Here is a 26,248-nt window from a genome sequence, read left to right on the forward strand (position 1 = left end):
TGGTTCTTCAGTACAGCAACACGGACTTGGACAAGGAGTAAGTCTCCAGCCCGGCAAAACCGCCTTCGCGGCCAGTGCCTGAGCCGGCGAATCCGCCCACCGGCAACTCAGGCAGCCAAAAGCCCGGATCGGCGTTGATCCAGACCCGTCCCACGCGACAATGGCGCGCGGCGCTCAAGGCGGCGGCTGTCGACGCGGTCCAGAGATAAACGGCCAGTCCATAAGCGTTATCGGCAATTTCGGCGGGAAATTTATCCGCCGTCATGCGCGTAAAGGTAATCACCGGGCCGAACAGCTCCTGTCGCCGCAATGCCGATGCGGCAGCCAGCCCGTCCAGCAGCACCGGGCCATAGTAATTGCCCGGCAAATCGAGCTGCGAAGCCGACATGGCGCATGCGCCCCCGGCCAGAGCCGTGTTTACCACGCCCGCCAATCGTTGCTTGTGCGCGAAAGTGATCATGGGCTGGATGCGCGGCCGGCCTTGCGCGTCCAGACCGGAATAGTCACGCGTCACCACCTCGTTCACCAGCGCGGCAAAGCGGTCGGCTACCGCCGGATCCACCAGCACGTGGGTGCCGGCAATGCAGGCCTGCCCGCCATTGCGCAGGGCGCTGGCGGCCACCGCCTCGGCGGCGCGCGGCAGATCGGCGTCCGGGTACACCAGCACCAGATTACTGCCGCCCAGCTCGGCGGACACCCGCTTGCCATTCGCAGTGGCGGAAGATTCAATGGCGCGGCCGGCGCTGGTGGAGCCGACAAAGGCAATCATGTCCACGGCGGGATGGCGCGTCAGGGCCAGTCCGGTTTCCTTGCCGGTGCCGAACAGCGCCTGCACCACGCCATCCGGCAACAAGGGGTTGGTCGAAAGATGTTCGAGCAGCATGGGCAGCGATCCCACCGCCAGTTCGCTGGGCTTCAACACCACGCAGCAGCCGGCGGCCAGCGCAAAAGGCAGGCGCTCGGCCGTGGTGATCAGCGGGTAATTCCAGGGCACGATCAGCCCCACCACTCCCATGGGTTCCCGCAGCGTGAACGCCAGCCCTTCGCGCGTGGAGGCGCCCAGCGCATCGCTCCGCTGCACGCGGGCCAGCGAGGCGGCGTAGTCCCACAAGGCGGCCGCGCCGGCCACCTCGCCCAGCGCGGCCGCCTGCGGCTTGCCAGTGTCCCGCGTCTCCGCCAGGGCGTAGTCCGCGGCGCGCTCGCGCAAATGGGCGGCGACGCTGGCCAGCGCTTCCGCGCGGCGCTCCGCCTCCAGCACGCGCCAGTCGCGGAAAAACACCTCGCGCGCCCTTCGGCAAACCTTGTCGACCACGGTATCGTCGGCCGCCGGCGCACTGAATACCGGCGCGCCGTCATGCGGATTGAAAGTCTGGATCATTGTCCTGCCTGTGGCGCTGTAACGCCCTGATAACTGATGAGACGCTTGATGGGCTTGCCGGACGAGGTGCGCGGGATGCTGTTCACCGCTTCGATGCGATCAGGGCGCTGGGTTTGCGGCAAGGCCTGGTTGAACAGGCGCAGCAGTTCGGCCTTTACCTCTTCCGCCGAGCCGCCTTGAGGCGCGATGAAGAACACGTCGTAGGTTTCACCCCAGAACAGGTCGGGACGGCCAACGGCGTAGCACTCTTCGCAAAGATCGGCGGCATGCACCAGGTCTTCGATTTCAGAAAGATTAATCAGCTCGCCGCCCTTCTTGATGGAGTCTTTCTTGCGGCCGGAGATGAACAGTTCTTTGCCTTCCAGATGCCCAAGATCGCCGGTGCGGAAAACCTGCTCGCGGTCAAAGGGCTCTTTCAGCTCCCCGTCCACCAGATAACCCAGCGCCATGAACGGCGTGCTCACCAACAGCTCACCATCCGCCGCGGCGTCAATAGACACCGTCACACCCGGCATTACCTGCCCCACAGAGAAGGCGCCGGCATCCGGGCCGCCAATGGTGAAGGACCCGCCCAGCTCGGTGATGCCGAAACAGGGCGAGAGATCCGCGCCCAAAATGCGCTTGAATTCGTCCTTGATAGCGGGGTACAGGATGGAGCTGGTGGTAATGACCCGAGCCTGCTGCAGGGCCGTCAGGTCCGGTTTGAAGAAACGGCTGGTCTTGGCCACTGACGAGGCCATGGTGGGCGACAAATAAACATAGGACGGCCGGCGCTCCGCCAGCGTCTGCCAGAAGTCGCCGATGTCGCGCGCGGCGAAACGCTTGCCCACCACCACGCTGCCGCCGGACATCAGCGGGCAGGCAAACAGATTGAACAGGCCGGCGTTGTAAAACATCGGCCAGTTGTGCAGCGTGCTTTCCCCTTCCCGCATGCCCACCGCCGCGGCAAAAGCGGCGGCGGCGCGGAAGAAGTTGCCTACCGACTGCACAATGCCCTTGGGCGCGCCGGTCGTCCCAGAAGAAAACACCACCAGAAAGGGCGCATCCAGCCCGCCTTGCGCGACGCAATCGGGCACTGCGTCGCTGAGCGAATAGGCCAGTTGGTCGTAAGAGGTGATGGTGAGCGAGGCCTTTACCTGCTCACGGGTCTTCTCCAGCTGCGCCTGGCTGATGGCCGGGTCCACCGGGCAGGCCGTCATGCCGCCCAGCGCCAGCGCGGCAACCAGCTCAAGGTATTCAGGACGGTTTTCCAGGCTGATGACGATACGGTCGCCATGGCGCGCGCCCATCTGCACCAGATGGTTGAGCAAACGGATGGACTGCTCGAAAAAGCGGCCGCGCGTCAGCTCGCGCTCACCGTGGCGCAGTAGGACCGCCTGAGGCTTGTCCAGCAAGACTTCGGCGAAGAAATCATATCTCGGGGAATTCATTTCACTCTCCCAAACTCGCAACGGCGACGCGCCAGACCGGCGGCTTTTATCAGGCCGGATGCGACGCCAGCAGGGCTTGCAGCACCGCGGTAACCCCGCTCATGCCCTGCTCGGCGATGGTGTTGTTGAAGTCGACCGTGCGGGTGCCGCCCTTGCCCGCCGCCCAGTTCACCACCAGGCAGAGGTGGGCGTAGGGTAGGTTCTGCTCGCGAGCGAGCGCAGCTTCCGGCATGCCGGTCATTCCCACTATATCGGCGCCATCGCGCTCAAACCTGAGGATTTCCGCTGCGGTTTCCAGACGCGGGCCTTGCGTGCAGGCATACACACCGGCCGTCACCGCCGGCGACGCGCTGGCCTTGACTGCCTCGATCAGCCTGTCGCGCAGGCTGGAGTCATAGGGCGTGGTGAATTCCGCGTGCACCACCGGCGCATCCGGGCCGTCGAAAAAGGTGTGCTTCCGGCCCCAGGTGTAATCGATGATATTGTCCGGCACCACCAGCGCGCCCGGCCCCATGTCGGGACGGATGCCGCCCACGGAACCAATGGAGAGGATGCCCTTGACACCCTGCTCCTTCAGCGCCCAGATGTTGGCGCGGTAGTTGATTTCATGCGGTGCCAGCGAATGCCCGTAGCCGTGACGGGCGATGAACACCACGTTCTGCTGGCCGATACGACCGAAAGTGAGGGCGCAGGACGGGTCGCCGTAGGGCGTTCTGACCACTTGACGATGGGTGACTTCGAGGATGGGCAGACGGGCGAGGCCGCTGCCGCCGATGATGGCCAGCATATTTTTACCCCTTCTCATACGACCGGCGTGGAAGGCTTGCCGCCGGGCGGGTTGGCTTTTTGTCATTATGGCCGAAGCCGCTGGCAGGATAAACGGATTTGCCGGGCTTGGTAAGCGCGACCAACAAAACCGGGCCCATCAACCGCGAGGCGGGAAGAGGCCGTTTTGAGCGCGCCGGGTAGTCAGACAGATGAACGCAAGGGGTGGGAATAAGGAAAACGCGGCAGTGAATTTGGCATCGCGGCGCCACAGGAGGGGCGCGTTCAGACCCGCCAACAAAGCTCCTGATCCTGCGTTGCGCCTCCTTGTCCTACTTTGCGTACGGCCTGCGTCGGCGCGCCTTGGCTCAGAGTCTCTGCGAGCGGTTGTCAGCGGCGCTAAATCCGGGAGCGAGTCATCCGCGCAGCACCAGCATCAAACCGACGCCGGCAATCACTAGCGCGATGGCCTTGCCGGCCCACGCCGTCCAGTGCTGTCCGGTTTCCAGGCAAGCTTCGGCGGGATTGGCGGGGTTGTACCAGACGCGTACAGAGGCGCCTACCGGATAGCGGGCGACGATGTCTTCCGCCTCTTGGCGATTGCGCCCGTAGCCCGGGTCTGGAAAACGGCGGTTGGCGGAAACATGGGTCTGGCCTGCCGCCTGATACTGATAGCGAACCCGAGCCAGATATTCTTCCGCGCCATCGCGGTCGCCACCGCCGCGCATCGGCCGCGCATCAATAGCGCTCTCGAGGACAACGCCGGCCACGCTGGGCCAGCCGGCGGAGGCATCGCCCTTGGCGCCCAGCATCCATAACCAGCCAAAAGCGCCTAGACCGGCCAGTAGCAACAATAAGGGAAAGAGGCGTTCAGGCATGTTGCCGCCCTGTTTGCCGAAGCGCATGCCGGCGACGAATCAGTCGATCCAGCAGGGCCCAGCCGAACAGCGTGCTAAGCGCGCCAAGGATGAACTGGCCGGCACCGATGGAGGTATCGCCGTCGCGCACCAGCACCGACATCGCCGGTTCGCGCGGGTTGTAAAACACCACGATGGGCTTGCCTGCCGGAAAGCGGCGGGTGATGTCTTCCGCGCTGCTATGGTCGCCCGGCAGGCCACTCTGTACCGCAAACACGCGATCGCTGTGATACAGCTCGCCGTTAACGGTATAGAGGTATTGCACATAGGGTTCCCAGCGCGTGTGATCCGGATGCCCTTCCGGCGTAATCACCAGAATACGGCTGCTCTCCACGTGACCGGGGGCGGACTCCCAGCGGCCCGGCCCTCGCGTGGTGTACAGCAGCACATAAACGAGGCCGGACAAGCTGAGCAGAAACGCCAGCATCAGCGACAGGGTGAGAAAACGGGAGGAGAGTTTCATGCGAAGGGTCAGACAGCGAGGCCCGGGCTTTCAAACCAGGTAGTCAGGATGGCCTGAGCCGCCACTTGATCGAGCGCCGGTTTTTGTTTGCGCCCGCGCAAACCGGCTTCGGCCAACATGGACTCCGCCATCACCGAGGTGAGGCGTTCGTCCACCAGCCACACCGGCAGGCCGAAACGGCCCTTGAGTCGATTGGCGAAGCGGCGCGACAGGGCCGTCATCGGGCTCTCCGCGCCGTCGCTGTACAGCGGCAACCCCACCACCAACTGCGAGGGGCGCCATTCTTCAATGAGTTTGCCGATGGCGGCGAAACGCTCGTCGTTGATCGGGGTGCTGATGGTGATCAGCGGATGGGCGATGCCCAGCAGGGTTTCGCCCATGGCCACGCCGATGCGCTGCTCGCCAAAATCGAAGGCGAGTACCGTTCCTTCAGGCATGTCCCACATCCCCCGACAGCAGGGCGGGGTCGAAGCCCAGCAGCGCCATGGCGGCGTCGTAGCGTTGCTCGGCCGGCAAGCCGAAGATGATGGACGGATCGGCCTTCACCGTCAGCCAGCCGTTGTCGGCGATTTCCTGCTCCAGCTGCCCGGCAGACCAGCCGGCATAGCCCAGCGTCACCAGCAGCTGCTCCGGGCCGCGCTCTTCGGAGACGGCAATCAGCACATCTTTGGAGGTGGTCAGCGCAATATCGTCGGTCACCAGCAAACTGGATTGCCAGCTGCACACCGGTGAATGCAGCACAAAGCCGCGGTCTGGCTGCACCGGGCCGCCGAAGAACACCGATTCGCCCCGCAGCGGATCCTGCTCCAGCTTGAGGTCGATCTGGTCGAACAGCTGCGCCATGGCGATGCCGGACGGCTTGTTGATGATCAGCCCCATGGCGCCGTGCTCGCCATGCTCGCACAAGTACACCAGCGAACGAGCGAACAGCGGGTCGGCCATATTGGGCATGGCGATCAGGAAGTGATCGCTGAAGGACAGGGCTTCGGATTCCATCCGGGCATTATGGCACAAGCGTCCGGCCGCTGGATGACATGCCGGCGACAGCGGCTTCCGGAATGCCGACGCCGGCATGCGTCCAGCGCTCCGAGAATGCCCCCGCGCCTGCTAGAATGCCGCTTTCCCCCTGATTGCCGCAGCGAGGACGCTTTGCGCCTGACCCACATCAAACTCTCCGGATTCAAGTCGTTTGTCGACCCCACCACCATCCCCGTGCCGGGCCAGTTGGTAGCGGTGATCGGCCCCAACGGCTGCGGCAAATCCAATGTGATCGACGCCGTGCGCTGGGTGCTGGGCGAATCCAGCGCCAAGCAGTTGCGTGGCGAATCGATGCAGGACGTGATTTTCAACGGCTCCTCCACCCGCAAACCGGTTAGCCGCGCCTCGGTGGAGCTGGTGTTCGACAACAGCGACGGCCAGCTCACCGGCCCCTGGGGACAGTACAGCGAAGTCGCCATCAAGCGCGTACTCACTCGTCAGGGCGAATCCAGCTACTACATCAACAACCAGCAAGTACGCCGGCGCGACATCACCGATCTCTTCCTCGGCACCGGCGTGGGCGCGCGCGGCTATGCGGTGATCGAGCAGGGCATGATCTCGCGCATCATCGAAGCCCGTCCGGAAGAGCTGCGCGCCTATCTGGAAGAAGCCGCCGGCGTGTCCAAATACAAGGACCGCCGCCGCGAAACCGAAAATCGCATCGCCGACACCCGCGCCAACCTGGAACGCATCGAAGACCTGCGCCAGGAGCTGGAGCGTCAAGTGGAACGCCTGACCGAGCAGGCCGAAGTGGCGTCGCAATATCACGATCTGCGCGGCAGCCTCACTCACAAGCAGAACCTATTGGCGCTGGCGCGGCGAGAAGAGGCCGCCCGCAACGAAGCACACGCCCGTGCCGAGCTGTCTCGCATCGAAACGGAAGAGGCGGCGCTGGAAACCGCCCTCACCCATCTGGAAACCGAGCTGGAAGTGCAGCGCGAAAGCCACTTCGCCGCTACCGACGCCGTGCACGAAGCCCAGCAAGCGCTGTTTGACGCCAACGCCGCGCTGGCGCGGCTGGAAGAACAACAACGCCACCGGCTGCAAAACCGCGGCCGCATTGATCGCGAACTGGACAACGCCCGCAACGAGCGGCAAATGCTGGCCGGCAGCCGGCAACAAGTGGCGCAAGAGCTGGAAGACTGGCTGCCCCGGCGCGAAGAGGCGCAAATGCGGCAGGAAGAAGCCCAGATGGCGCTGGAAGACGGCGCCGATCTGCTGCCCGGCGCCGAGGCAGAGTACCGTCAGCGCGATCAGGCGCTGACGCAACTGGTGGCGCAACAAGCCAACCTCACCCGCGAACGCGATCTGGCGCGCCAGAAAATCGACCACCTGCAGCGCGGCCTGCAACAGTTGGCCGAACGCGGCCAAACCCTGCAAAGGGAGTTGACCGAACTGAATCTGCCGGACCAGGCAACGCTGGCCGATGCGGCCGACAAGGCGGATCGCGCCCGCGCCGCGCTGGAGGCGGTGCGCGCCCGCGTCGTGGCCGATGAAGCCAAGCAGGCCGATCTGGCCTCGGAGCGGGAACGGCTGGATCAACAACTGTCGACGCAAAACAGCGATCTGGCGCGCGCCGAAGCCGAAGCGTCCGCGCTGTCCGCCATGCTGGTGCGCGAATCCGCCAGCGAAAACCTGGACGGCTGGCTGGACGAGCGCGCACTGCGCGACGCGCCGCAGCTATGGCAATCGCTGACGGTGCCGGCTGCATGGCGCGCCGCGCTGGAAGCCGTGCTGGCGCAGCGCCTGACCGCTCGCGCCAGCGATTGCCGGGACACCGCGCCCTCGGCGCTGACCCTGGTGCAGGGTGACTGCGCCATGACCGACAACGCCCATCCCGACTGGCCCCGCCTGCTGGATCAGGTATCCGCCATCGCGCCGTTCGACGCCGCGCTGCGCGACTGGCTGAGCCGCGTCTGGCTGGCCGACTCGCTGGACCAAGCGCTGGCGCGCCGTGCCGAACTCACCGCCGGCGAATGCCTGCTGACGCCGGAAGGCCACCAGGTAAGCCCTGCCAGCCTGTATTTCCATGGCGAGAGCGGCGGCGACGGCCTGATGGCGCGCAAGGCGCAACTGGAAGCGGCGCAAGTCCGCCAAGCCGCCTTGCAACCGGAAATCGACAAGCTGAAACAACGCCGCGACTCGCTGGTGAGCATGGGCAATATGTTGGCCGAAGCCGTGCGCGCGCAGAAGGGCTCGCTCACCCGGCTGGAAGCGGAACTCAACGCCTGCACGCTGGAGCACGTCAAGCTGGATCAGGCGGCGCGGCAAGGTGCGGCGCGGCTCAACTTCATTCATGCCGAACAACAACGCATTGCCGAAGAACGCGCGCTGGCCCTACAGGACATTGAAGAATGCCAGCTGTCCGGTGAAGAAGCGGCAATGACGCTGGAAATGCTGGGCGAGCAACTGGAAGATGCCCGCATCGACCGGCTCAACGCGGAAACCGGCCTTGAACTGGCGCGCAACAAAACCCGCGACGCCGAGCGCGTGATGCACGAAATCCGTCTGGCGCTGCACACTGCAGACCAAAAGGTGGCCGAGCTGGGCCGCCGGGCGCGCGAACTGGAAGAGCGCGACCTGCAGTTGGCCGAACGGCTGGAAAATCTCGCGATGGAAGCCGAAAGCGTGGACGAGGCCGTGCCGGAAGAGGCGCTGCAAGAAGCCATTGCAGTGCGCGACAGCCGCGACCAGGCGCTGAGCGCGGCGCGCGACCGGCTCAACGGTCTCACCGAACAGCTGCGCCAGCTGGGGCAGCGGCAACAGGAAGTCAACGCCGCCTTGCCGGCGCTGCGCGAAGCGCGCTCGGACTGGCTGCTCAAACACCAGGAAGCGCGCTTGGCCGTGGAAAGGTTTGCCGAAGAGCTGAAGGAAGCCGAGGCGGACGAAAGCCTGTTGCTGGCCGACCTCAGCGAGGGCGTAAAGCCCAATGCCCTGGCGGCGGAGATCGCCCGGCTGGCGCGCGCGCTGGAAGGGCTGGGCGCGGTGAATCTAGCGGCGCTGGAAGAGCTGGAAGAGGCGCGCAAACGCGGCGACTACCTGGCCGCGCAAACCGAAGACCTCAACCAGGCCATGGCCACGCTGGAAGAGGCCATCCAGAAAATCGACGGCGAAACCCGCGAGATGCTGCAGTCCACTTACGATGCGGTCAACAGCAAGATGCGCGAATTCTTCCCCACCCTGTTTGGCGGCGGCCGCGCCGAGCTGGTGCTGACCGGCGAAGACTTGCTGGACGCCGGCGTGCAGATCATCGCCCAGCCGCCAGGCAAGAAAAACAGCACCATCCATTTGCTCTCCGGCGGCGAAAAAGCGCTGACGGCCATGAGCCTGGTGTTTTCGCTGTTCTCGCTCAACCCCGCGCCCTTCTGCTTGCTGGACGAAGTGGATGCGCCGCTGGACGACGCCAATACCAGCCGTTTCTGTGATCTGGTCAAACAGATGGCGGAGCGCACCCAGTTCCTCTATATCTCCCACAACCGGCTCACCATGGAGATGGCCGAGCAGCTGGTGGGCGTCACTATGCAGGAGCAAGGCGTCAGTCGCATTGTAGCGGTGGACATTGTGGAAGCACTGAAAATGCGGGAGACAGCATGAGCAGGGCCAGACTTGATCAACGGCAAACCGTCAGACCGGCCGCGCTGGCATACTGCGCGACTTCCCAAGCCGGCCGGCGCGGGACGCGCATCAGCAATCATCTTCGGAACACAGCAGCATGACGGTCCGCATTCAACGCTGGGAGCCGGAAAACATCATTTTCTGGCTGACCCGCGGCCGCAGAATTGCCAATCGCAATCTGCTTCTCTCCACCCTTGCCCTGCACTTGAATTTCAACGTGTGGATGATGTGGAGCATCGTGGTGGCCAACCTCCCGGCCATCGGTTTCTCGCTCAGCGGCCAGCAACAGTTTCTGCTGGTTTCCATCCCGCCGCTGGTGGGCGCCATCATGCGCATTTTCTACGCCACCATCTGGAGCTGGGTAGGCGGCGGCACCTGGCTGGGCGTTTCCAGCCTGTTTCTGTTGCTTCCCGCGCTGGGTGTGGGGCATCTGGTGCAGGACATCACCACGCCCTTCCCGCTACTGCTGTTGGTGGCGGCCTTGTGCGGCATTGGCGGCGCGGCATCGTCGTCGCACCTGTCCAACACCAGCTTCTTTTTCCCCAAGGCGGCCAAGGGCTTTGCCATGGGGCTGAACGCCGGCCTCGGCAATCTGGGCGTATCGGTGGTGCAGATCGTGGTGCCGCTGGCCATCGCTGCACCGCTGTTCGGCGCGCTGGCGGGCGATCCGCAAATCTGGGGCATAGGCGCGGAAGTGCACCCGGTATGGCTGCAAAACGCAGGCTATATCTGGATCGCGCCGATTTTGCTGATATCCGCGCTGTGCTTTCTGTATGCCCATGATCTGCCCAAGCTCAAGCTGACGCTGGCCGACCAGTGGCAGATGATGAAAGAGCGGCACACCTGGTATATCTGCCTCTTGTATCTGAGCAGCTACGGCACCTTCATCGGCTTTTCCGCTGCCTTCCCCTTGCTCTCCCGCAAGCTGTTCCCGCTGGTCGACGCCACGCCCTATCTCTTCATCGGCCCGATGATGTGCGCGCTGGCCCGCCCCGTGGGCGGCTGGTGCGGCGACCGCATTGGCGGCGGCGTCACTACGTTGGTCTGCAATCTGGCAATGGCGCTGGGCACGCTGGGCATTCTGGCCGCGCTGCCCAGCGAGCAGGACGGCGGTTCGTTTCCGCTGTTTCTCTGCGCCTTCCAGCTGATCTTTCTCGCCGCCGGCGTGGGCAACGGCTCTTCCTATCAACTGTCGCCCAAAGTGTTTCTGATTGAAGCCGGCCGGCTGGCACGAGAGCGCGGAGACAGCGTGGCGGCCGCCTATGCCCGCGGTGGGCGGCGTGGGGTTGCCGCCATGAGCATCAGCTCGGTCACCGCAACGCTGGGCGGCTTTTTCATTCCCAAGTCGTTTGGCAGCGCGCTGGATTTGTTCAACAGCTTCGTCCCGGCATTCATGCTGTTTCTGGCGTTCTACCTGCTGTCCATGGCCGTTGCATGGTGGCAATATGGGCGCTCTTCCGCCCCGATGCACTGCTGATGGCCACCCCCGACTCCTGCCCCGAACCGTTTGCCGAAGCGCAGCCGCCATTGCGGTCGGGTGCCTCGCGTGCGGGCTGGAGCCTGGCGCTGCTGCTCTCGACCCTGGCGCACGCTGGGCTGATCGGCTGGCTCTCCCTCAAGCAGCCCAGCGGCGACGACCGCCCGGCCGCGCCCCTGCTGGTGGAATTGCAACAGGCCGGCCCGCCGGCGGCGGGAGAAGCGCTGACCCGCGAGCCCGCGCCGCCGCATCAGTTGCCGCCAGCCGCGCCGAAACAAGCGGTCAGTAAACCTCAAACAAGGCGCCCAAGCACACTGGCGAGCCAGGAGCCAGGCCCAAGCCCAGCCACAACGGAGCTCGCCAGCAGCAAGGTGAAACCCGTTCCGGCCGACGCTGCCAGCAACAGCAGTCCGAGCGCGGCCCGCATCGCCGCTTCGGCCGACCCCTCCGCCACGGGAAGCCAGAGCAAGGGCTCGGCAACGGGGGGAGGTGATCAGCCCGCGCTGTATCGCAGTGCTTATCTGCACAACCCTCCGCCGGCCTATCCGGAACGCTCGCGAGAGGCGGGAGAGGAAGGCCGAGTGGTGGTGCTGGTGCTGGTCAGCGCGCAAGGTTTGCCGAAGGCCGTGGATATCAAGCAAGGCAGCCGTTTCCGTCGGCTGGACCGCGCCGCCGTTGAAGCCGTGCGGCAATGGCGCTTCGTGCCGGCCAAACGCGGCGGCGAAGCGGTAGAGTCCACGCTGGAAATCCCCCTCACCTTCTCTTTGCGCGACGCCGCGGCGCAGTAAGAGCGGTCAACGAACCCCTGATGCTGCATTGCGCCGCCATACCGTACTCAGGCGCAGCCCGGGACGGCGCGCCTTGTCTCACCCGTGACAGTGATTTTTCTTCGCCGCGCTGAAGCTTCCGCGTCCCAAATGCAAAAAGCCCGCCTGATGGCGGGCTTTTTCGATTGCCTGCGGCAGCCGATGGCAATTACTGCGCCTTGACGGCTTCGATGCTCACTTGCAGGGTCACGTCGTCCGCGATGGCCGGCAGGAAAGTCTTCATGCCGAAATCGCTGCGCTTGATCGTGGTTTCCGCATTGGCGCCGTAGGTTTCCATGCCGGACATCGGGTTCTTGCCACCGCCGAAGTTGGTCACTTTGAGGGTAACCGGCTTGGTCACGCCCAGAATGGTCAGATCGCCGTTCAGCGCTGCCAGCTTGTCGCCGTTGAACTTCAGGTCCTTGGACTTGAAGGTGATGGTCGGGAATTGCTCGACATTGAAGAAGTCCTTGCTCTTCAGGTGGTTGTCGCGCGCGGCCAGGAAGGTTTGCAGCGACTTGGTGTCGATGGTGACATCAACAGAACCGGTCTTGGCGGCCGTATCCAGCACCACATTGCCGCTCACTTTTGTAAAAGCGCCGGACTGCACGGAAAAGCCCAGGTGATTCACGCTGTAGCTGGCGGTGGTGTGGGTCGGGTCCACGGCGTAGGTCACCGGAGCGGCGAACACGGAACCAGCGGCAACGGCGAACAGGCCGGCAAGAAGGGTTTGCTTCATCATCACGTCATTCTCCTGACAGGGTTATTTGCTGGCCGGAACGGCCACTTTGAACTTGATCTGCACTTCGTCGGCCACCGTGCCGGTATCCGACCAGTCACCCTCACCCACCTTGAAGGCCAGACGGGATACCGGCATGCTGCCTTCCACAATCACCAGCGCGCCTTCCTGACGCGCCGTGAAGGGCGCGGAAACATCGCGGGTCACGCCCTTGAGCGTCAGCTTGCCGCTTACCTGCAACTTGCCGCCGCCCAGATTCTTGATGCTGGTGCTGACAAAGCGAGCAGTCGGAAACTGCGCCACATTGAACCAGTCCTTCTTCTTGGCCTCGCCGACGGCCTCCGCGGTGGGCAGGCTGATGCTGCCGGTATCGATGGTCAGATCGGCCTTGCCTGCTTCAGGTTTTTTCAAGTCCAGCACCACATTGCCGGAAAACTTCTTGAAGCTGCCGTTAACCGGCACATTCAACTGTTTCATCGCGAAACCGATCTGACTCTTGGCCGGATCGGGCGCGGCGGCGTAAACGGTTGCGGCAGACAGCAGCAAAGCGGCGGGAAGCAGGAATTTCATGCGGTTTTCCTTCTGGAAGTTCTATTGAGGGCGTGGGCGCAGGACGGGATCAATCGCGGGCAGCAGGCTGGCGCAAGCTCATGCGCCACAGCATGCCGTCCTTGTCCACCACGTGATGCTTCACAGCCGCCAGCGCGTGGCCCACCACCACCAGCAGCATGGTCCAGTTCAGCAGTTCGTGAACCTGTTTCAGTTTGTCGCCCAGATCATGGTTGGTGGCGATCAGGTCCGGCAGCTGCACCAGTTGCAGGAATACCACCGGGAAACCATACGCCGAGCTCATCAACCAGCCGGTCATGGGAACGGAGAACATCAGCAAATACAACAAAGCATGGCCCAGATGCGCCAGTTTCTGTTCCATCGGACCCATATGGGCCGGCAGCGACGGCGCGCGCGTCAACAAACGCACGACCAAACGCACGGCCACCAATGCCAGGATGGTGATGCCAGCCCATTTGTGCCAGGCGATATAGCGGAACTTGGCCGGCGACAACGGCATGCCGGACACGGTCAAACCGACGATAAAAGTACCGATGATCATCAGCGCCACCAACCAGTGCAAAAGAATGGTCGGCGCGGCGTAACGCTCAATCTTCATGTTTCTGCTGCTCCAGTGCGTCGGTGAACGCCAGCCGCAAACGCGACAGCTGTTCACAGAATTGTTTCAGATCGGCCTCGCTGAACGCCTCAAAGGCCGGTTTCATATAAGCCAGATGCGCGGGGAACACTTTGTGGAACAACTCATGCCCGGCGTCTGTCAATGCAATCGCAACGCTGCGACGGTCGTGCTCCAGCGTGGTGCGGGTCACCAGGCCTTTTTCTTCCAGGCGGTCCACGACCCCGGTCAGCGTGCCCTTGGTGATAAGCGTCTTCTCCGACAGCTCCTTGCAGGTCATGCCTTCGGTATTGCCCAGCGTGGCCACCACATCAAACTGGGGCGGCGTCAGCCCCATCTGGCGAGTGTGGAAGGCCGAGAATTGTTCGAAGGCCTGGAAGGAACGAGCGAGTTCTCGCAGAACTGGCAGAAAAGGCTCCTTGTAGGATTTGCTCATGATTCACCCAAGTCGTTAGAGTTAGTATAGTTTGCATTAGTACAAATTGGCAAGCCCATTCGAGAATGGCTCGCAAAAACCTGATCGACAGCACGGACAGGGGGAGCGGGCAAGCCTGTAACAAACCATACCCCCATTACGTCGACAAGGGGCCGGTTGTCCGGCTTTTGCCGCCACCTGATTGAGGTTATCCTGAAGACAAACGGCAGGTCGGCAGCCATCTCGACAAGCCATCGCCAGATAAGGTTCCCTTTCATGCATATCTTGCAGGACCGGTTCGGTCGCACCATTGATTATCTACGCCTGTCCGTGACCGATCGGTGCGACCTGCGCTGTCATTACTGTATACCCAAAGGATTCAAAGGGTTCGAAGAGCCGGACAACTGGCTGACCTTTGACGAAATCGAACGCGTGGTGGCTGCTTTTGCCCGCCTGGGCACCCGTCGCGTGCGCCTGACCGGCGGCGAACCGTTGCTCAGACGCAACCTCACCGCGCTGGCGGCGCGCCTGTCCGCCTTGCCGGGCATGCAGGATCTCTCCATCAGCACCAATGCTACCCAGCTGGCGCGCCATGCCCAAGGGTTGGCCGAAGCCGGGGTAAGACGCGTCAACGTGAGCCTGGACTCCCTGCGGCGAGAGTGCGTCAACGAAATCACCGGACACGACAGTCTGCCGCAGGTAATGGCCGGCCTGACGGCGGCTAAACAGGCTGGGCTCGCGCCCATCAAGATCAATATGGTGGCCATGAAAGGCATCAACGAAGCCGATATCGACGCCATGGTGGGCTTCTGCATCGCCAACGGCTTCGTGCTGCGACTGATTGAGGCCATGCCCATGGGCGACACCGGTCGCAACACCGCCTATCTTGATTTGCAGCCCATCCTGCAGAGTCTGAAAGCACGCTACGACCTGCAACCGGAAAACGCGTCGCTGGGGGGCGGGCCTGCGCGCTACTGGCGAGCCAGCGGCAGCGACTTCACCCTTGGTGTCATCACGCCGATTTCCCAGCACTTCTGCGCCACCTGCAATCGCGTGCGCCTGTCGGTGGACGGCACCCTGTACATGTGTCTGGGGCAGAACGAAAAATTCGAGTTACGCCCCCTACTGCGGGCCGGCATCAGCGACGCAGGCCTGGAACAAGCAATCCGCGAGGCCATCGAATTAAAGCCCGAGCGCCACGAATTCAAGGAGAAACCCGGCCAGATCATCCGCATCATGTCGATGACAGGCGGTTAAAAGCAGGTGTGACGCGGCGAATTGAACGTCGCATAGCCTGTTGCAGCCGGGTTTCGTTATACTATGTCAGAAATTATTCGCCTTAACGCGGACGGCCTAATGAGCGAATTGCAGATTGGTTTGATTATCTTGGGAGCGGCAGTTGTCGCTCTGGTGTTTGGATTCAACATGTTTCAGGAATGGCGCTTCCGCAAACGGACGCGGCAGGCCTTCGCGCGTTCGCACGACGATGTGCTGCTGAACGTGCCCAAGAACAATGTTCGCGACGGCGCCCGCCACGACCGCATGGAGCCTGTGCTGCTGGATGGCGCGCCCACGCCGGACGTGTTCGACGACGAGCCTTTCGAACCTGAAATCCCCGAAGACACCCGCCTGAACATCCCGCCGCCGGTAGAGCGTCCGGTGCCTCAGCCTGCGCCGATGCCGGCCGCGCCCACTCCCGCCCCGGCGCAAGCGCACACGCTGCCGCGCGATGAAGAAGAACCCGCGCCGCTGGAATCCGCCGACCACCAGGCGCTGGTGATCGCCCTGCTCGACCCGTCACTGGATTTCATCGCCGAAGTGGTGTTCCACGAGCCGCACGAACTGGCCGCCATGCCGCGCTTCAATGTTGGCAAGCGCACCCACATCCTTGGCCGGACGGAAAAAGGTTTGTGGAAGCCGGCGGAAGCGCTGCCAGGCACCCGCTACAAGCAAATCAACATCGGCATGCAGATGGTGGATCGCAGCGGCTCTGTTTCCGAGCAGGAGCTGGCCGTGTTCTGCCAGCAAGTGTCGCACTTCGCCGAAGAGCACGATGCCGCCGTCAGCTTCCCGCAGCGCCAGCAAAAACTGGTGGCCGCGCGCGAACTGGACCGCTTCTGCGCCGACGTCGACGTCCTGATCGGCATTAACGTGGTGCCGCGCATCCCGGTGGAAGGCACGCGCCTGCGCAGCTTCGCCGAAGCCGCCGGCCTGCAACTGGAACCGGACGGGGCCTTCCACTATCTGGCGGATTCCGGCAACACGCTGTATTCGCTGATGGCGGCCGATCAGATGCCGTTCACCTTCCATACCTTGCTGGACAAAAGCTTCCCGGCGCTGACCCTGCTGTTCGACGTGCCCCGCGTGGCCGGCGGAGTGGAAGTGTTCGACCGCGCCGTGCAGTTTGCCAAGCAGCTGGCGATGGAGTTCGACGCGCAGCTGGTGGACGACAACCGTCGCGTACTGACCGATGTGGGCCTGGCCCGCATCCGCGACCAACTGGTGCACATCTACGGCAGCATGGACGACCGGGGCATCGCCCCCGGCAGCGTGGCCGCGCTCAGGCTGTTCGCCTGATCAGCATCAACCGGGCCGGCATCCGCCGGCCCTTTTCCGTTTGAGATACCCGATGAGCCAGGATCCGCATCAACGCGCCCTTTACCTGCGAGAACTGCTTACCCGCTACGGGCACGAATACTACGCGCTGGACGCGCCCACGGTGCCCGACGCCGAATACGACCGCCTGTTCCGCGAATTGCAGGCGCTGGAAACCGCCCACCCGGCGCTGCGCACTGCAGACTCCCCCACCCGCCGCGTCGGTGCCGCGCCGCTGCCGGAATTCAGCCAGGTGACCCATGAAGTGCCCATGCTGTCCTTGGGCAACGCCTTCTCCGACATGCAGGCCACAGGGTTTGCCGAACGCCATGCGGAATTGATCCAGTTCGACGAGCGCATCCGCCGCGAGCTGGGACAAGCCACCGTGCATTACGCCACCGAGCCCAAATTCGACGGCCTCGCCATCAGCCTGATCTACCAAGACGGCGTGCTGACCCAGGCAGCCACGCGCGGCGACGGCGTCGCCGGCGAGAACGTCACCGAAAACATCCGGACCATCCGCAGCATACCTTTGCGACTGAACAGCGCCACGCCGCCCGCGCTGCTGGAAGTGCGCGGCGAAGTGGTGATGCTGAAACAGGATTTCGAGCGTCTGAACGCCGAGCAGACCGCGCGCGGCGACAAGACCTTCGCCAACCCGCGCAATGCCGCCGCCGGCAGTTTGCGCCAGCTGGATTCCCGCATTACCGCCAGCCGCCGCCTGTCCTTTTTCGCTTACGCCATCGCACGGGTCAGCGGCGCTGTCTGGCCGGAAACCCATGATGGCGAAATGAACTGGTTGGCCGCGCTTGGCTTCCCGGTAGTGGAGGCTGCCTTGCGACCAGTGGTGGAGGGCGCTGCCGGGCTCGCCGCCTACTACGAAGGCGTGATGCAAGGTCGCCCGTCCCTCCCGTTTGAAATCGACGGCGTGGTGTACAAGGTCAACCGTCGCGAAGAGCAGGAAACGCTGGGTTTTGTCTCGCGCGCGCCGCGCTGGGCCATTGCCCACAAATTTCCCGCCGAAGAGGCGTTGACGCAAGTTGAGGCCATCGAGGAACAGGTTGGCCGAACCGGCGCCATCACCCCGGTGGCGCGCTTGAAACCGGTGTTTGTCGGCGGCGTCACCGTCACCAACGCCACACTGCACAATGAAGACGAAGTGCGTCGCAAGGATGTGCGCGTGGGCGATACCGTCATCGTGCGCCGCGCCGGCGATGTCATCCCGGAAGTGGTGTCCGTGGTGCTGGCTCAGCGTCCCATGCGGCCCGCAGCCGGCGGCGACCTCTTCAGCGCGGGAGACAAGCCGCAATATCCGCCCTACCGTCTGCCCACTCACTGTCCGGTATGCGGCAGCCATGTGGTGCGCGAGGAGGGCGAAGCCGTGGCGCGCTGCTCCGGTGGGCTCAGTTGCAAGGCGCAGCGCAGCCAGGCCATCCAGCACTTCGCCGGCCGGCGCATGATGGATATCGACGGCTTGGGCGAGCGATATATCGACAAGCTGGTGGAATACGAATACGTACGCGGCGTCGCCGATCTGTACCGCTTGAGCGTGGATGACCTACTGGAAATGAAACGCCGGGCAGACGAAGACGAAGGCGCGACGCCGGAAACCGTCAAGGCCGGCAAGATTGCCAGCAAGTGGGCGGACAACCTCATCGAGGCCATCGCCGCCAGCCGTACCCCGCCGCTGCCGCGCCTGCTGTTTGCCCTGGGCATTCGTCATGTCGGCGAGTCCACCGCCAAGACCCTGGCCGACTGGCTGGGCAGCGTGGCGCTGATTCGCCAATGCCCGGCCCCCTTGTTCGCCGCCCTCCCCGACATTGGCGGCGTGGTGGCCCAGTCGTTGGCGGACTTCTTCAGCGAGTCACACAACGCCGATGCGCTGGACCAGCTGCTGCGCTACGTGCAGCCGCAGGGCGAGCACGCTCCCTCGCCCAGGTTGGCCGAAAGGCTGGACACCGCCGCGCTGCTGGCCCGGCTGAACATTCCACGCCTGACCGAGGTGCGCAGCCAGCAATTGGCAGGACAAATCCGCAGCCTCGCCGCACTGGCGGACTTCAGCCGCCAGCAGACCCTGTTGCTCGACCTGCCCGCCGAAGTGATCAACGCGCTGGCAGACTGGCTGGACGCACCCGCCAACAAGGACGCCCTCCGCGCTCTTGAGACGCTGCGCCAGCACATCCTGGCTGCCTTGCCGCAGGATGCCGGCAGCGCGCATCCGCTGTTCGAGGGCAAGACTTTCGTACTCACCGGCACGCTGCCCACCCTCAGCCGCGATCAGGCCAAGGACCGCATCGAAGCGGCCGGCGGCAAGGTGTCCGGCAGCGTGTCGAAGAAAACCCACTTCGTGGTGGCGGGCAGCGAGGCCGGCAGCAAGCTGGCCAAGGCGCAGGAGCTGGGCGTGGCCGTCATCGACGAAGCGGCCCTGCTGGCCATGCTGGACCAATCGGCCTGACAGGGTAAAGAGGAGAGCCCGCATGAACGCTTTCGAGCAAGGCAACCAGTTGCAGGCCGCCGGCCGCTATGAGGAGGCCATCGCCGCCTTTGATCGCTGCCTCGCCCAGTCCCCGCAGGACTGGCAGGCGCTGTTCAATCGCGGCAATGCCCGCATGGGGCTCAAGCGCTATCACGAGGCGCTGGACGATTACCTGCAAGCCGCGGCGCTGAACCCGGCTTCGGCCAACATCAAATGCAATCTCGCCGTGCTGCTCAAAGAGCTGGGCGAGCTGCCGCTGGCGCAGAACCTGCTGCTGGAAGTGTTGCAGGCCGAACCGGACCACGTGGACGCCTGGAGCAATCTGGGCGTGGTGATGCAGTTCCTGCTGCGCTACGACGACGCGGCGCAGTGCCATCTCGAAGCCTTGCATCGCGGCGGCGAGACAGCGGCGCGCTGCAACAACCTTGGCAACGCCTACAGTTGCGCGCTGCGGCTGGATGAAGCTATTGCCAGCTACCAGCGTGGCCTGGCCTTGCGGCCCGGCGACCCGCACCTCTCGTTCAACCAATCGGTGGCGCTGTTGCTGGCCGGCCGCTACGCCGAAGCATGGCCGCAGTACGAGCATCGCTGGGGTTCCATTCTCCAGCCGCAGTACACGCGCGCGCCATGGCATGCGCAGCAGACCGGCCCCGGCACCTTGTTGCTGTGGGCCGAGCAGGGCTTGGGCGATACCTTGCAGATGGCCCGCTTCATTCCAGAACTGCAACGCCGCTACCCGCAATTGCAGCTCAAACTCGCCTGCCAGAAAACCTTTTTCCGTCTCTTCGGCCAACTGGACGGTGTCGCCTTGCTGCCGCAAGGCGAGCGTCATGACGACTACGACTGGCAGTTGCCGCTGATGTCCCTGCCACTGCAGTTGGGCGTGACGCTGGACAACCTGGACGATCAGCCCTATCTGCATGCCGATGCGGCGCTCAGCCAACAATGGGCGGCGCGCCTGCCCGCCAGACAAACGGGCCGCGCCCGGGTGGGCATCGTCTGGGAAACCGGCACCTGGGGCGTCGGCATCGCCGACCACGGCCGGCAGAACAAATCGGTGCCGCTGGCGCAATTCCTGCCCTTGCTGGATGCGCCGGGCTGCGACTTCATCTCCCTGCAATTGGGCGAACCGCCGGCCGAATTGCAGGGCAAGGCCGTCAGCCTGCCGCTGGGAGACTTCGCCGATACCGCCGCCGTCATCGCCAATCTGGATCTGGTCATCAGCGTGGACACTTCGGTAGTGCACCTGGCCGGGGCGCTGGGCGTACCGGTATGGGTGCTGATGCGCGCGGAAAGCGCGCCCTTTTTCATGGCCGCCGGCGAGCGCTCGCCGTGGTATCGCAGCATGCGCGTTTTCCGTCAGCAAACGCCGGCCCAATGGGAGCCTGTGCTGGAAAGCGTGGCAAAAGCGTTGCGGGAATACCCGCTTTGACCCATCAGGTTTGGTGCGTTGCGGAAGACAGGATAGAATGCGCGCCGAGCCTCACTTTATTTTCAGGTGAAACATTCATGCAGAAGATCAGCAAGGCCGTCTTTCCCGTCGCGGGTCTGGGTACCCGCTTCCTGCCGGCCACCAAAGCCAGCCCCAAGGAAATGCTGCCGGTTGTCGACAAGCCGCTCATCCAGTACGCCGTGGAAGAAGCCATCGCCGCCGGCATTACCGAGCTGATCTTCATCACCGGCCGCAACAAGCGCTCCATCGAAGACCACTTCGATAAAGCCTACGAGCTGGAAACCGAGCTGGAGAACAAGAACAAGCGCAAGCTGCTGGACATCGTGCAAGGCATCATCCCGGCATCTGTCAGCTGCATCTACATCCGCCAGACCGAAGCGCTGGGCCTGGGCCACGCTGTGCTGTGCGCCAAACCAGTAGTGGGCGACGAGCCTTTCGCCGTGATTCTGGCCGACGACCTGATCGACGGCGAACCGGGTGCGATGGAGCAGATGGTCAAGCTGTTCAACGAAACCCACAGCTCGGTGCTGGGCGTGGAAACCGTGGCGCGCGAGGAAACAGGCTCTTACGGCATTGTGGAAGTGCGCGACAACGCCAAGGGCCTGCAGCAAGTCAGTAGCATCGTCGAGAAGCCGCATCCGGACGTGGCGCCGTCGAATCTGGCGGTGGTGGGTCGTTACATTCTCACCCCTCGCATTTTCGACAAGCTGGTCAATACTACAGCTGGCGCGGGCGGCGAAATCCAGTTGACCGACGGCATCGCCGCGCTGCTGAAGGACGAGCCGGTGCTGGCCCTGCCTTTTGCCGGCACGCGTTACGACTGCGGCTCCAAGCTCGGCTATCTGAAAGCCACGGTGAGCTACGGAATGAAACACCATGAAGTGGGCGACGAATTCACCCGCTACCTGCAAAGCCTGCGGGACTGACAACCGATTCAACCATCACGCCGCTCCCTGCGACGGAGCGGCGTTTGCATTTGCCTGAGGAGCCATCATGCCCAACATCGCCGAAGCCCGCGGTCTGATCAACAGTTCGGACATCCTGTTCACCGCTGAAGAAGTCAGCGCCGCCGTTGACCGCATGGCGGTGGAAATCACCGAGAAACTGGGTGAAACCTATCCGCTGGTACTGTCCGTCATGGGCGGCGCCGTGGTGTTCACCGGCCAGCTGCTGCCGCGCCTGAACTTCCCGCTCGACTTTGACTACGTTCACGTTTCCCGCTACGGCGACAAGACCCACGGCGGCGAACTGGTCTGGAAGCAAGCGCCGAAGGAAGACGTGCAGGATCGCATCGTGCTGGTGCTGGACGACATCCTGGACGAAGGCCACACCATGGCCGCCATCCGCGACAAAGTGCTCGGCATGGGCGCCAAGGAATTCTACAGCGGCGTGTTCGCCAACAAGCTGATCAGCAAGGCCAAGCCGATCGCCGCCGACTTCGTCGGCCTGGACGTACCGGATCGCTACGTCTTCGGCTACGGCATGGACGTGCGCGGCGCCTGGCGCAATCTGCCGGCCATCCACGCGCTGAAGTAAACCGGCTTCGGCCAACCATGAAAAACGCGGGCCTTGAGCCCGCGTTTTTCATGCGCGTCCGTCTGTCTACAGCTCCAACCGGCGCAGGCTGCGCGTTGGCCCGTAGCTGTCGTCGAATCCGCGAATTTCCAGTTTCACCTTACCGCTCTGGTATACCTTCACCTGCGCCCAAGCATAGGTGCGGTCTTCCGGATTCTTGCTGTCGCCCTTTTCCGCCGAGAACGGCGAACCGCCGGAACCCACCATCACTTGCCAGGCTTTGCCGCCCTGCGTCTTTTGCGGCTGCATCAGACTGAAAATGTGCTCGTGCCCACAGAAATAAGTGGCGCCGTATTGTTCGATCAAACGCCAGAACGCCTGCTGGGCTGGCGGGTCGTTGTCGAAACCCTCCAGATCGATGCCCGGTTTGTAAAAGTAGGTGTAGGCCGGCTTGTGACCGAACACGAAGAAGCGGCGGCTGCCCCGCTCCTTGGCGCGGGCCAGGTCTTCGGCCAACCAGGCAGTCGGCGGATGACCGTCATTGCCCACCGGGTCGGTATTGATCACCACGAAGTGACTGTTGGCCACATCGAAGGAGTAACTCAGTTGGGTCTGATCGGTACTGATGCGATCGGCCTCGCCCACCTGGGGATGATTGGCCGGATCAAACGCCGCGTAGTGGCTGCCGACGATCTTCGGCCAACGTTCGGCATCAAGGATCAGATCGCCCATATTGTCGCGCCAGCTGTCCTCGTTACTCTGACGGGCCACCTTGCGCGTCTTGCCGCTTTGCGCGTCCTTGAATTTTTCCTGTACTTCATGGTTGCCCGGCACCGGCAACACATAGGTGCCCGTCTCCATCAGGTGCGACACCATGCCGCGCCAGTAGGCATACTGACGATTGAGCGTCGGCTTGTCGGTGGTGTAGCCCATGATCATGTCGCCGTTGAAAAACAGGGCTTTGGGATGCGTTGCCTGGATTTCACGCAACATGCGCGACCACGCTCGGGTGTTCTGCAGCCAGATGGCATCCTGACGGCTGAGTCCGGCGCCCGGCTCCTCCCGCGAATCGCCGACAGTGGCAAAGGAAAATACCTCTTTGTCCACGGGCTTGGCCGCAAAGGCGCCAGTGGAAAACAGCAGGGAAAGCAGCGCCGTCGCACAGCAGCGGCGCAAGGAGGAAGCGGTATGCGGCATGAATGAAAACCCCGGACAAAAGCCACACCATAGCCAGCGCCGGTTAAGAACTGATTGCAGCAAAGCAAAACCGGCGGGTTTGCCGCCGGTTTGTCTCCTTGCTGCTATCTGGCTACAGCTCAGCCACGCTGGCCGCCGGCCTTCAGCAAGCGCTGCGCTTCGCGCTCCGCTGCTTTTTGCGCAGCGATTTCCTTGGCGCGCTTCTCCCACACCACCCACTCGGCCGGGCGCTCGAGTGTGATGCGGCCGATCTGGCCATCGCGAAAATCGGTCAGCACGATTTCGGCGGCCTTCTGGATGTTGACCTTGCCGCCGCCCAGCATGGCTCCCCGCTTGCGGCCTATCATCTCCAGCACCTGCCAGTCTTGCTGGCCGTCGATATCATGCAGCTTGTAACGGGTGCTCACGTCCCCGGCATAGTGTTGCAGCAGGTATTTCAGCAACTCCAGCGATACCTCTTCTTCGTCCATGGCGTTGCGGCCCACTGCGCCGCTGGCGGCCAGATTGTAGCCGCCCTCTTCCACTTCGATTTTGGGCCAGAGCATGCCCGGGGTGTCGTACAGCTCGACGTCGTCCGCCAGGATGATGCGCTGCTCATGCTTGGTCACGCCGGGCATATTGCCGGTCTTGGCGATCTTGCGGCTGCTCATGCTGTTGATCAGCGTGGACTTGCCCACATTGGGGATGCCGCAGATCAGCACGCGCAGCGGCTTTTCCAGCCCGCCGCGGCCGGGCGCCAGCTCGCGGCAGGCAGTCACCAGCTTTTGCGACGGGGCGCGCTCGCCGGCGTCCAGACCAATGGCCTGTGTCTGCTTGCGGGCGCGGTACCAGTCCAGCCACAAGGCGGTGACCGCCGGATCAGCCAGATCCTGCTTGTTCAGAATCATCAAGCGGGGCTTGCCCTTGGCCATGCGGGCCAGCATGGGGTTGGCGCTGGAAGCCGGCAGGCGGGCGTCCAGCATTTCGATGACCACATCGATGTCTTTCAGGCGCTCCATGACATCTTTGCGCGCCTTGTTCATGTGGCCGGGAAACCATTGAATCGCCATTTTCTATTGCCTTTTTAACGGGTCCAGCAGGGGTCGCAGTCCATTGTGGTCCATCTCCTGCATCAGTTGCAGCAAACGACCGATCTCGCCTTTGGGGAAACCTTCTCGCGCGAACCAGTTGAGATAATTGCCGGGCAAGTCGCAAATCAGCGTGCCCTTGTGCTTGCCGAAGGGCATGGCGGTGCGCACCAGCCGCTCCAGATCGTCTCTTTGCATGATGGACTACCGGACAGGAGGATGCGCATTGTGCCAAAGCCAGCGCCGATGCGCCAATCCGCCTTGATTTCAAGGCCATATCCGCAACACTGCAGCGCGCTTGACCTGCCGCAAGCCGGCCGGGCTTTTCGCTGTTCGCCCTGTCCCGCCGGGGCTAGGATGTTGCGGACCGGGCCAGCTTGTGCTGACGTTGCCCCATCGTCGTCACGACGATGACTCCACAGCGACGCAGGCCCTGCCGCGATGTCGCGCGCCAGTGCGACATCGGCGAACCCAAACCGGATTCCGGTTACCGGTTCGCGCAGAGCCGCTTTGGGCGCCTTCCAACCAGGGCGCCCGCTTTTTTCCCGGCGACCGCCGGGACGAAGGCTCGCCCCGGGCGTTTCCTCTTCGGCGCGGGCCCTGTCAGTAGGGCAACGGTTTGCCGTCGTTCAGCGCCAGCACCCCGCGAATGACGCGGTAAAGCGCCCACACCCACAGCACGCCCACCACCAAAAATCCCACCAGAATCAACTTGAGAACGATGCCGATCAGCAACACCGGCAGCCCTATCCAGAAAGTGCGCAGCTGCCAGAGGAAATGGCTTTCGTAAATCGTCCCGCGCGTGTCCTCGCGCTTCAGATGATTGACGATGACAGCGGCAATCCAGCCCACACCGGTAAACAGTCCTATGCCTTGCAGGATATAAACGATCAGCGTGAGGTTGTTCAGGCGACGTTCATCGTCGCGGGTAATGATGTCCATATCGTCCTTGTCTTGCGACAGTCAGTGCAGGCCCAGCCCGACCAGCCGGCTGCCAAGATGGCGACGGCAATGTTCGCGCAATTGGCGGCTGGCGCTCAGGCAGCCGGCCATGTCGGTGGCGCGACCAGGGGCCAAGCTCGGGTGCAGGCTCCAGGCCTGCAACAGCGGTTGCTCTCCGGACGGCGCCAGCAGGCCGGTCATCAGCACGGGGCTGGCCGGCGGCAAGGCGTGCCCGGTTTCTTCCGACAAGGCTTTCAGACGCTGGTTCGCTTCATCCAGACAAGGCAAGGTTGTGGTCGTCACCACCACATGGCTAAGGCGCAGCACGGCGATGCGTGCGGCCAGCCAGTCGGCGGCATCCGCCAGCCGGGCCGGCATGCAGCCCTTCGCCCCGCGCTGCCGGCGCGACGCCAGCAACATGGCCAAGGCGCGAATCTCCGGCAGCAGGGACTCCAGCACCACCTGCCCGGTTGCCGCGCCGGTCAGCAGATAGTCGCGCAGATAGCCTGCCTGCGGCGCAACGGTATTGGCAAAAGCCTCACCATCGGTAAGCAGGGTGACAGACCACGCTTCGCCCTCAAGGGCGGCGCGGGCGCTGGCACGGGCAATCTGCACGGCATCGCTGACTTCGTTCATGACCAGGTCTCCAGTATTGGCCGCTGCGGCTGCCGGAGCTGATTTGTCGGAAACTGCAAAAACAAATGCCGCCGGAGAACCGCGGCGGCATTTGGGGGAATTTGTTTCGGTGTGGCTTTCTTTAGTCCGTCAACATCC

Annotated in this window: 25 protein-coding genes; 9 read left to right on the forward strand and 16 right to left on the reverse strand. The window is 63.5% G+C overall.

Going from position 1 to position 26,248, the window contains the following annotated elements:
* Nucleotides 1-7: 7 nt before the first annotated feature.
* The 7 genes from Q0P52_RS16305 to Q0P52_RS16335 form a co-directional block, all read right to left on the reverse strand.
* Nucleotides 8-1,378, reverse strand: coding sequence for an aldehyde dehydrogenase family protein (locus tag Q0P52_RS16305; RefSeq protein WP_293766230.1), 1,371 nt, complete (start codon nt 1,376-1,378; stop codon nt 8-10).
* Nucleotides 1,375-2,808, reverse strand: coding sequence for a class I adenylate-forming enzyme family protein (locus tag Q0P52_RS16310; protein WP_293766229.1), 1,434 nt, complete (start codon nt 2,806-2,808; stop codon nt 1,375-1,377). The genes Q0P52_RS16305 and Q0P52_RS16310 overlap by 4 nt, the downstream gene beginning before the upstream one ends.
* A gap of 49 nt (nt 2,809-2,857) precedes the next feature.
* Complete coding sequence (locus Q0P52_RS16315; protein WP_293766228.1) at nt 2,858-3,595, reverse strand: S-methyl-5'-thioinosine phosphorylase; 738 nt, start codon at nt 3,593-3,595, stop codon at nt 2,858-2,860.
* 394 nt (nt 3,596-3,989) lie between these two features.
* Nucleotides 3,990-4,451 (reverse strand): DUF3592 domain-containing protein, encoded by a 462-nt coding sequence (locus Q0P52_RS16320; RefSeq protein ID WP_293766227.1) that lies wholly within the window; start codon nt 4,449-4,451, stop codon nt 3,990-3,992.
* Nucleotides 4,444-4,953: a DUF3592 domain-containing protein gene (locus tag Q0P52_RS16325; protein WP_293766226.1), complete on the reverse strand. Its 510-nt coding sequence runs from the start codon at nt 4,951-4,953 to the stop codon at nt 4,444-4,446. Before Q0P52_RS16325 ends, Q0P52_RS16320 begins: the two co-directional genes overlap by 8 nt.
* An 8-nt stretch (nt 4,954-4,961) precedes the next feature.
* The gene (ruvX, locus tag Q0P52_RS16330; protein WP_293766225.1) at nt 4,962-5,399 is read right to left on the reverse strand and encodes a Holliday junction resolvase RuvX; all 438 of its coding nucleotides are present in this window, start codon (nt 5,397-5,399) and stop codon (nt 4,962-4,964) included.
* Nucleotides 5,383-5,949: a YqgE/AlgH family protein gene (locus Q0P52_RS16335; protein WP_293766224.1), complete on the reverse strand. Its 567-nt coding sequence runs from the start codon at nt 5,947-5,949 to the stop codon at nt 5,383-5,385. The genes ruvX and Q0P52_RS16335 overlap by 17 nt, the downstream gene beginning before the upstream one ends.
* 153 nt (nt 5,950-6,102) lie before the next feature.
* Between Q0P52_RS16335 and smc the strand changes: the two genes are divergently transcribed.
* From smc to Q0P52_RS16350, 3 genes are all read left to right on the forward strand, one after another.
* A complete protein-coding gene (gene smc, locus Q0P52_RS16340) occupies nt 6,103-9,585 on the forward strand; it encodes a chromosome segregation protein SMC (RefSeq protein WP_293813777.1) in 3,483 nt (1,160 codons plus the stop codon).
* A gap of 118 nt (nt 9,586-9,703) precedes the next feature.
* A complete protein-coding gene (locus Q0P52_RS16345; protein ID WP_293766222.1) occupies nt 9,704-11,083 on the forward strand; it encodes an MFS transporter in 1,380 nt (459 codons plus the stop codon).
* Nucleotides 11,083-11,871, forward strand: coding sequence for an energy transducer TonB (locus Q0P52_RS16350; RefSeq protein ID WP_293766221.1), 789 nt, complete (start codon nt 11,083-11,085; stop codon nt 11,869-11,871). The genes Q0P52_RS16345 and Q0P52_RS16350 overlap by 1 nt, the downstream gene beginning before the upstream one ends.
* A gap of 187 nt (nt 11,872-12,058) precedes the next feature.
* On the opposite strand, the gene Q0P52_RS16355 is transcribed toward Q0P52_RS16350, so the two are convergent.
* From Q0P52_RS16355 to Q0P52_RS16370, 4 genes are read right to left on the reverse strand one after another with little or no spacing between them, the layout of a single operon-like run.
* Nucleotides 12,059-12,631, reverse strand: coding sequence for a YceI family protein (locus tag Q0P52_RS16355; protein ID WP_293766159.1), 573 nt, complete (start codon nt 12,629-12,631; stop codon nt 12,059-12,061).
* A gap of 21 nt (nt 12,632-12,652) precedes the next feature.
* A complete protein-coding gene (locus Q0P52_RS16360) occupies nt 12,653-13,198 on the reverse strand; it encodes a YceI family protein (RefSeq protein ID WP_293766160.1) in 546 nt (181 codons plus the stop codon).
* Between the two features lie 49 nt (nt 13,199-13,247).
* On the reverse strand, nt 13,248-13,796 hold the full coding sequence (locus tag Q0P52_RS16365) for a cytochrome b (protein ID WP_293766161.1): 549 nt from the start codon (nt 13,794-13,796) through the stop codon (nt 13,248-13,250).
* Nucleotides 13,786-14,250 carry a MarR family transcriptional regulator gene (locus tag Q0P52_RS16370; RefSeq protein WP_293766162.1) on the reverse strand — a complete coding sequence of 155 codons (465 nt, stop codon included), beginning with the start codon at nt 14,248-14,250 and terminating at the stop codon, nt 13,786-13,788. Before Q0P52_RS16370 ends, Q0P52_RS16365 begins: the two co-directional genes overlap by 11 nt.
* A gap of 261 nt (nt 14,251-14,511) precedes the next feature.
* Between Q0P52_RS16370 and moaA the strand changes: the two genes are divergently transcribed.
* The 6 genes from moaA (at nt 14,512) to Q0P52_RS16400 (ending at nt 22,289) form a co-directional block, all read left to right on the forward strand.
* Nucleotides 14,512-15,486, forward strand: coding sequence for a GTP 3',8-cyclase MoaA (moaA, locus tag Q0P52_RS16375; protein WP_293766189.1), 975 nt, complete (start codon nt 14,512-14,514; stop codon nt 15,484-15,486).
* Nucleotides 15,487-15,654: 168 nt separating this feature from the next.
* Nucleotides 15,655-16,806 (forward strand): cell division protein ZipA C-terminal FtsZ-binding domain-containing protein, encoded by a 1,152-nt coding sequence (locus Q0P52_RS16380; RefSeq protein ID WP_293766163.1) that lies wholly within the window; start codon nt 15,655-15,657, stop codon nt 16,804-16,806.
* Between the two features lie 52 nt (nt 16,807-16,858).
* Nucleotides 16,859-19,279 (forward strand): NAD-dependent DNA ligase LigA, encoded by a 2,421-nt coding sequence (gene ligA / locus Q0P52_RS16385; RefSeq protein WP_293766164.1) that lies wholly within the window; start codon nt 16,859-16,861, stop codon nt 19,277-19,279.
* A gap of 22 nt (nt 19,280-19,301) precedes the next feature.
* Nucleotides 19,302-20,732 carry a tetratricopeptide repeat-containing glycosyltransferase family protein gene (locus tag Q0P52_RS16390; protein WP_293766165.1) on the forward strand — a complete coding sequence of 477 codons (1,431 nt, stop codon included), beginning with the start codon at nt 19,302-19,304 and terminating at the stop codon, nt 20,730-20,732.
* Between the two features lie 77 nt (nt 20,733-20,809).
* Complete coding sequence (gene galU / locus Q0P52_RS16395; protein WP_293766166.1) at nt 20,810-21,679, forward strand: UTP--glucose-1-phosphate uridylyltransferase GalU; 870 nt, start codon at nt 20,810-20,812, stop codon at nt 21,677-21,679.
* A gap of 67 nt (nt 21,680-21,746) precedes the next feature.
* Entirely contained in the window at nt 21,747-22,289 is a 543-nt protein-coding gene (locus tag Q0P52_RS16400; protein WP_293766167.1) for a hypoxanthine-guanine phosphoribosyltransferase, read from the forward strand.
* Between the two features lie 66 nt (nt 22,290-22,355).
* Here the strand turns inward: Q0P52_RS16400 and Q0P52_RS16405 are convergent, their stop codons facing one another.
* The 5 genes from Q0P52_RS16405 to Q0P52_RS16425 all read right to left on the reverse strand — a co-directional run bounded on the left by Q0P52_RS16405 (nt 22,356) and on the right by Q0P52_RS16425 (nt 26,110).
* Nucleotides 22,356-23,465, reverse strand: coding sequence for a metallophosphoesterase (locus Q0P52_RS16405; protein ID WP_293766168.1), 1,110 nt, complete (start codon nt 23,463-23,465; stop codon nt 22,356-22,358).
* A 119-nt stretch (nt 23,466-23,584) separates the two neighbouring features.
* On the reverse strand, nt 23,585-24,514 hold the full coding sequence (gene ylqF, locus Q0P52_RS16410) for a ribosome biogenesis GTPase YlqF (RefSeq protein WP_293766169.1): 930 nt from the start codon (nt 24,512-24,514) through the stop codon (nt 23,585-23,587).
* 3 nt (nt 24,515-24,517) lie between these two features.
* Nucleotides 24,518-24,730 carry a DUF3820 family protein gene (locus Q0P52_RS16415; RefSeq protein WP_293766170.1) on the reverse strand — a complete coding sequence of 71 codons (213 nt, stop codon included), beginning with the start codon at nt 24,728-24,730 and terminating at the stop codon, nt 24,518-24,520.
* Between the two features lie 405 nt (nt 24,731-25,135).
* Complete coding sequence (locus Q0P52_RS16420; protein WP_293766171.1) at nt 25,136-25,474, reverse strand: DUF4870 domain-containing protein; 339 nt, start codon at nt 25,472-25,474, stop codon at nt 25,136-25,138.
* A gap of 21 nt (nt 25,475-25,495) precedes the next feature.
* A complete protein-coding gene (locus tag Q0P52_RS16425; RefSeq protein WP_293766172.1) occupies nt 25,496-26,110 on the reverse strand; it encodes a hypothetical protein in 615 nt (204 codons plus the stop codon).
* Nucleotides 26,111-26,248 lie beyond the last annotated feature (138 nt).

Origin of the sequence: uncultured Aquitalea sp., from assembly GCF_945957525.1 — a bacterium.
Taxonomy (GTDB): Bacteria; Pseudomonadota; Gammaproteobacteria; order Burkholderiales; family Chromobacteriaceae; genus Aquitalea.

Coding starts and splice junctions, on each gene's coding strand:
- Q0P52_RS16305 (WP_293766230.1), bottom strand. CDS start 1,378: ATGATCCAGACTTTCAATCCGCATGACGGCGCGCCGGTATTCAGTGCG.
- Q0P52_RS16310 (WP_293766229.1), bottom strand. CDS start 2,808: ATGAATTCCCCGAGATATGATTTCTTCGCCGAAGTCTTGCTGGACAAG.
- Q0P52_RS16315 (WP_293766228.1), bottom strand. CDS start 3,595: ATGCTGGCCATCATCGGCGGCAGCGGCCTCGCCCGTCTGCCCATCCTC.
- Q0P52_RS16320 (WP_293766227.1), bottom strand. CDS start 4,451: ATGCCTGAACGCCTCTTTCCCTTATTGTTGCTACTGGCCGGTCTAGGC.
- Q0P52_RS16325 (WP_293766226.1), bottom strand. CDS start 4,953: ATGAAACTCTCCTCCCGTTTTCTCACCCTGTCGCTGATGCTGGCGTTT.
- ruvX (WP_293766225.1), bottom strand. CDS start 5,399: ATGTGGGACATGCCTGAAGGAACGGTACTCGCCTTCGATTTTGGCGAG.
- Q0P52_RS16335 (WP_293766224.1), bottom strand. CDS start 5,949: ATGGAATCCGAAGCCCTGTCCTTCAGCGATCACTTCCTGATCGCCATG.
- Q0P52_RS16345 (WP_293766222.1), top strand. CDS start 9,704: ATGACGGTCCGCATTCAACGCTGGGAGCCGGAAAACATCATTTTCTGG.
- Q0P52_RS16350 (WP_293766221.1), top strand. CDS start 11,083: ATGGCCACCCCCGACTCCTGCCCCGAACCGTTTGCCGAAGCGCAGCCG.
- Q0P52_RS16355 (WP_293766159.1), bottom strand. CDS start 12,631: ATGATGAAGCAAACCCTTCTTGCCGGCCTGTTCGCCGTTGCCGCTGGT.
- Q0P52_RS16360 (WP_293766160.1), bottom strand. CDS start 13,198: ATGAAATTCCTGCTTCCCGCCGCTTTGCTGCTGTCTGCCGCAACCGTT.
- Q0P52_RS16365 (WP_293766161.1), bottom strand. CDS start 13,796: ATGAAGATTGAGCGTTACGCCGCGCCGACCATTCTTTTGCACTGGTTG.
- Q0P52_RS16370 (WP_293766162.1), bottom strand. CDS start 14,250: ATGAGCAAATCCTACAAGGAGCCTTTTCTGCCAGTTCTGCGAGAACTC.
- Q0P52_RS16380 (WP_293766163.1), top strand. CDS start 15,655: ATGTTTCAGGAATGGCGCTTCCGCAAACGGACGCGGCAGGCCTTCGCG.
- ligA (WP_293766164.1), top strand. CDS start 16,859: ATGAGCCAGGATCCGCATCAACGCGCCCTTTACCTGCGAGAACTGCTT.
- Q0P52_RS16390 (WP_293766165.1), top strand. CDS start 19,302: ATGAACGCTTTCGAGCAAGGCAACCAGTTGCAGGCCGCCGGCCGCTAT.
- galU (WP_293766166.1), top strand. CDS start 20,810: ATGCAGAAGATCAGCAAGGCCGTCTTTCCCGTCGCGGGTCTGGGTACC.
- Q0P52_RS16400 (WP_293766167.1), top strand. CDS start 21,747: ATGCCCAACATCGCCGAAGCCCGCGGTCTGATCAACAGTTCGGACATC.
- Q0P52_RS16405 (WP_293766168.1), bottom strand. CDS start 23,465: ATGCCGCATACCGCTTCCTCCTTGCGCCGCTGCTGTGCGACGGCGCTG.
- ylqF (WP_293766169.1), bottom strand. CDS start 24,514: ATGGCGATTCAATGGTTTCCCGGCCACATGAACAAGGCGCGCAAAGAT.
- Q0P52_RS16415 (WP_293766170.1), bottom strand. CDS start 24,730: ATGCAAAGAGACGATCTGGAGCGGCTGGTGCGCACCGCCATGCCCTTC.
- Q0P52_RS16420 (WP_293766171.1), bottom strand. CDS start 25,474: ATGGACATCATTACCCGCGACGATGAACGTCGCCTGAACAACCTCACG.
- Q0P52_RS16425 (WP_293766172.1), bottom strand. CDS start 26,110: ATGAACGAAGTCAGCGATGCCGTGCAGATTGCCCGTGCCAGCGCCCGC.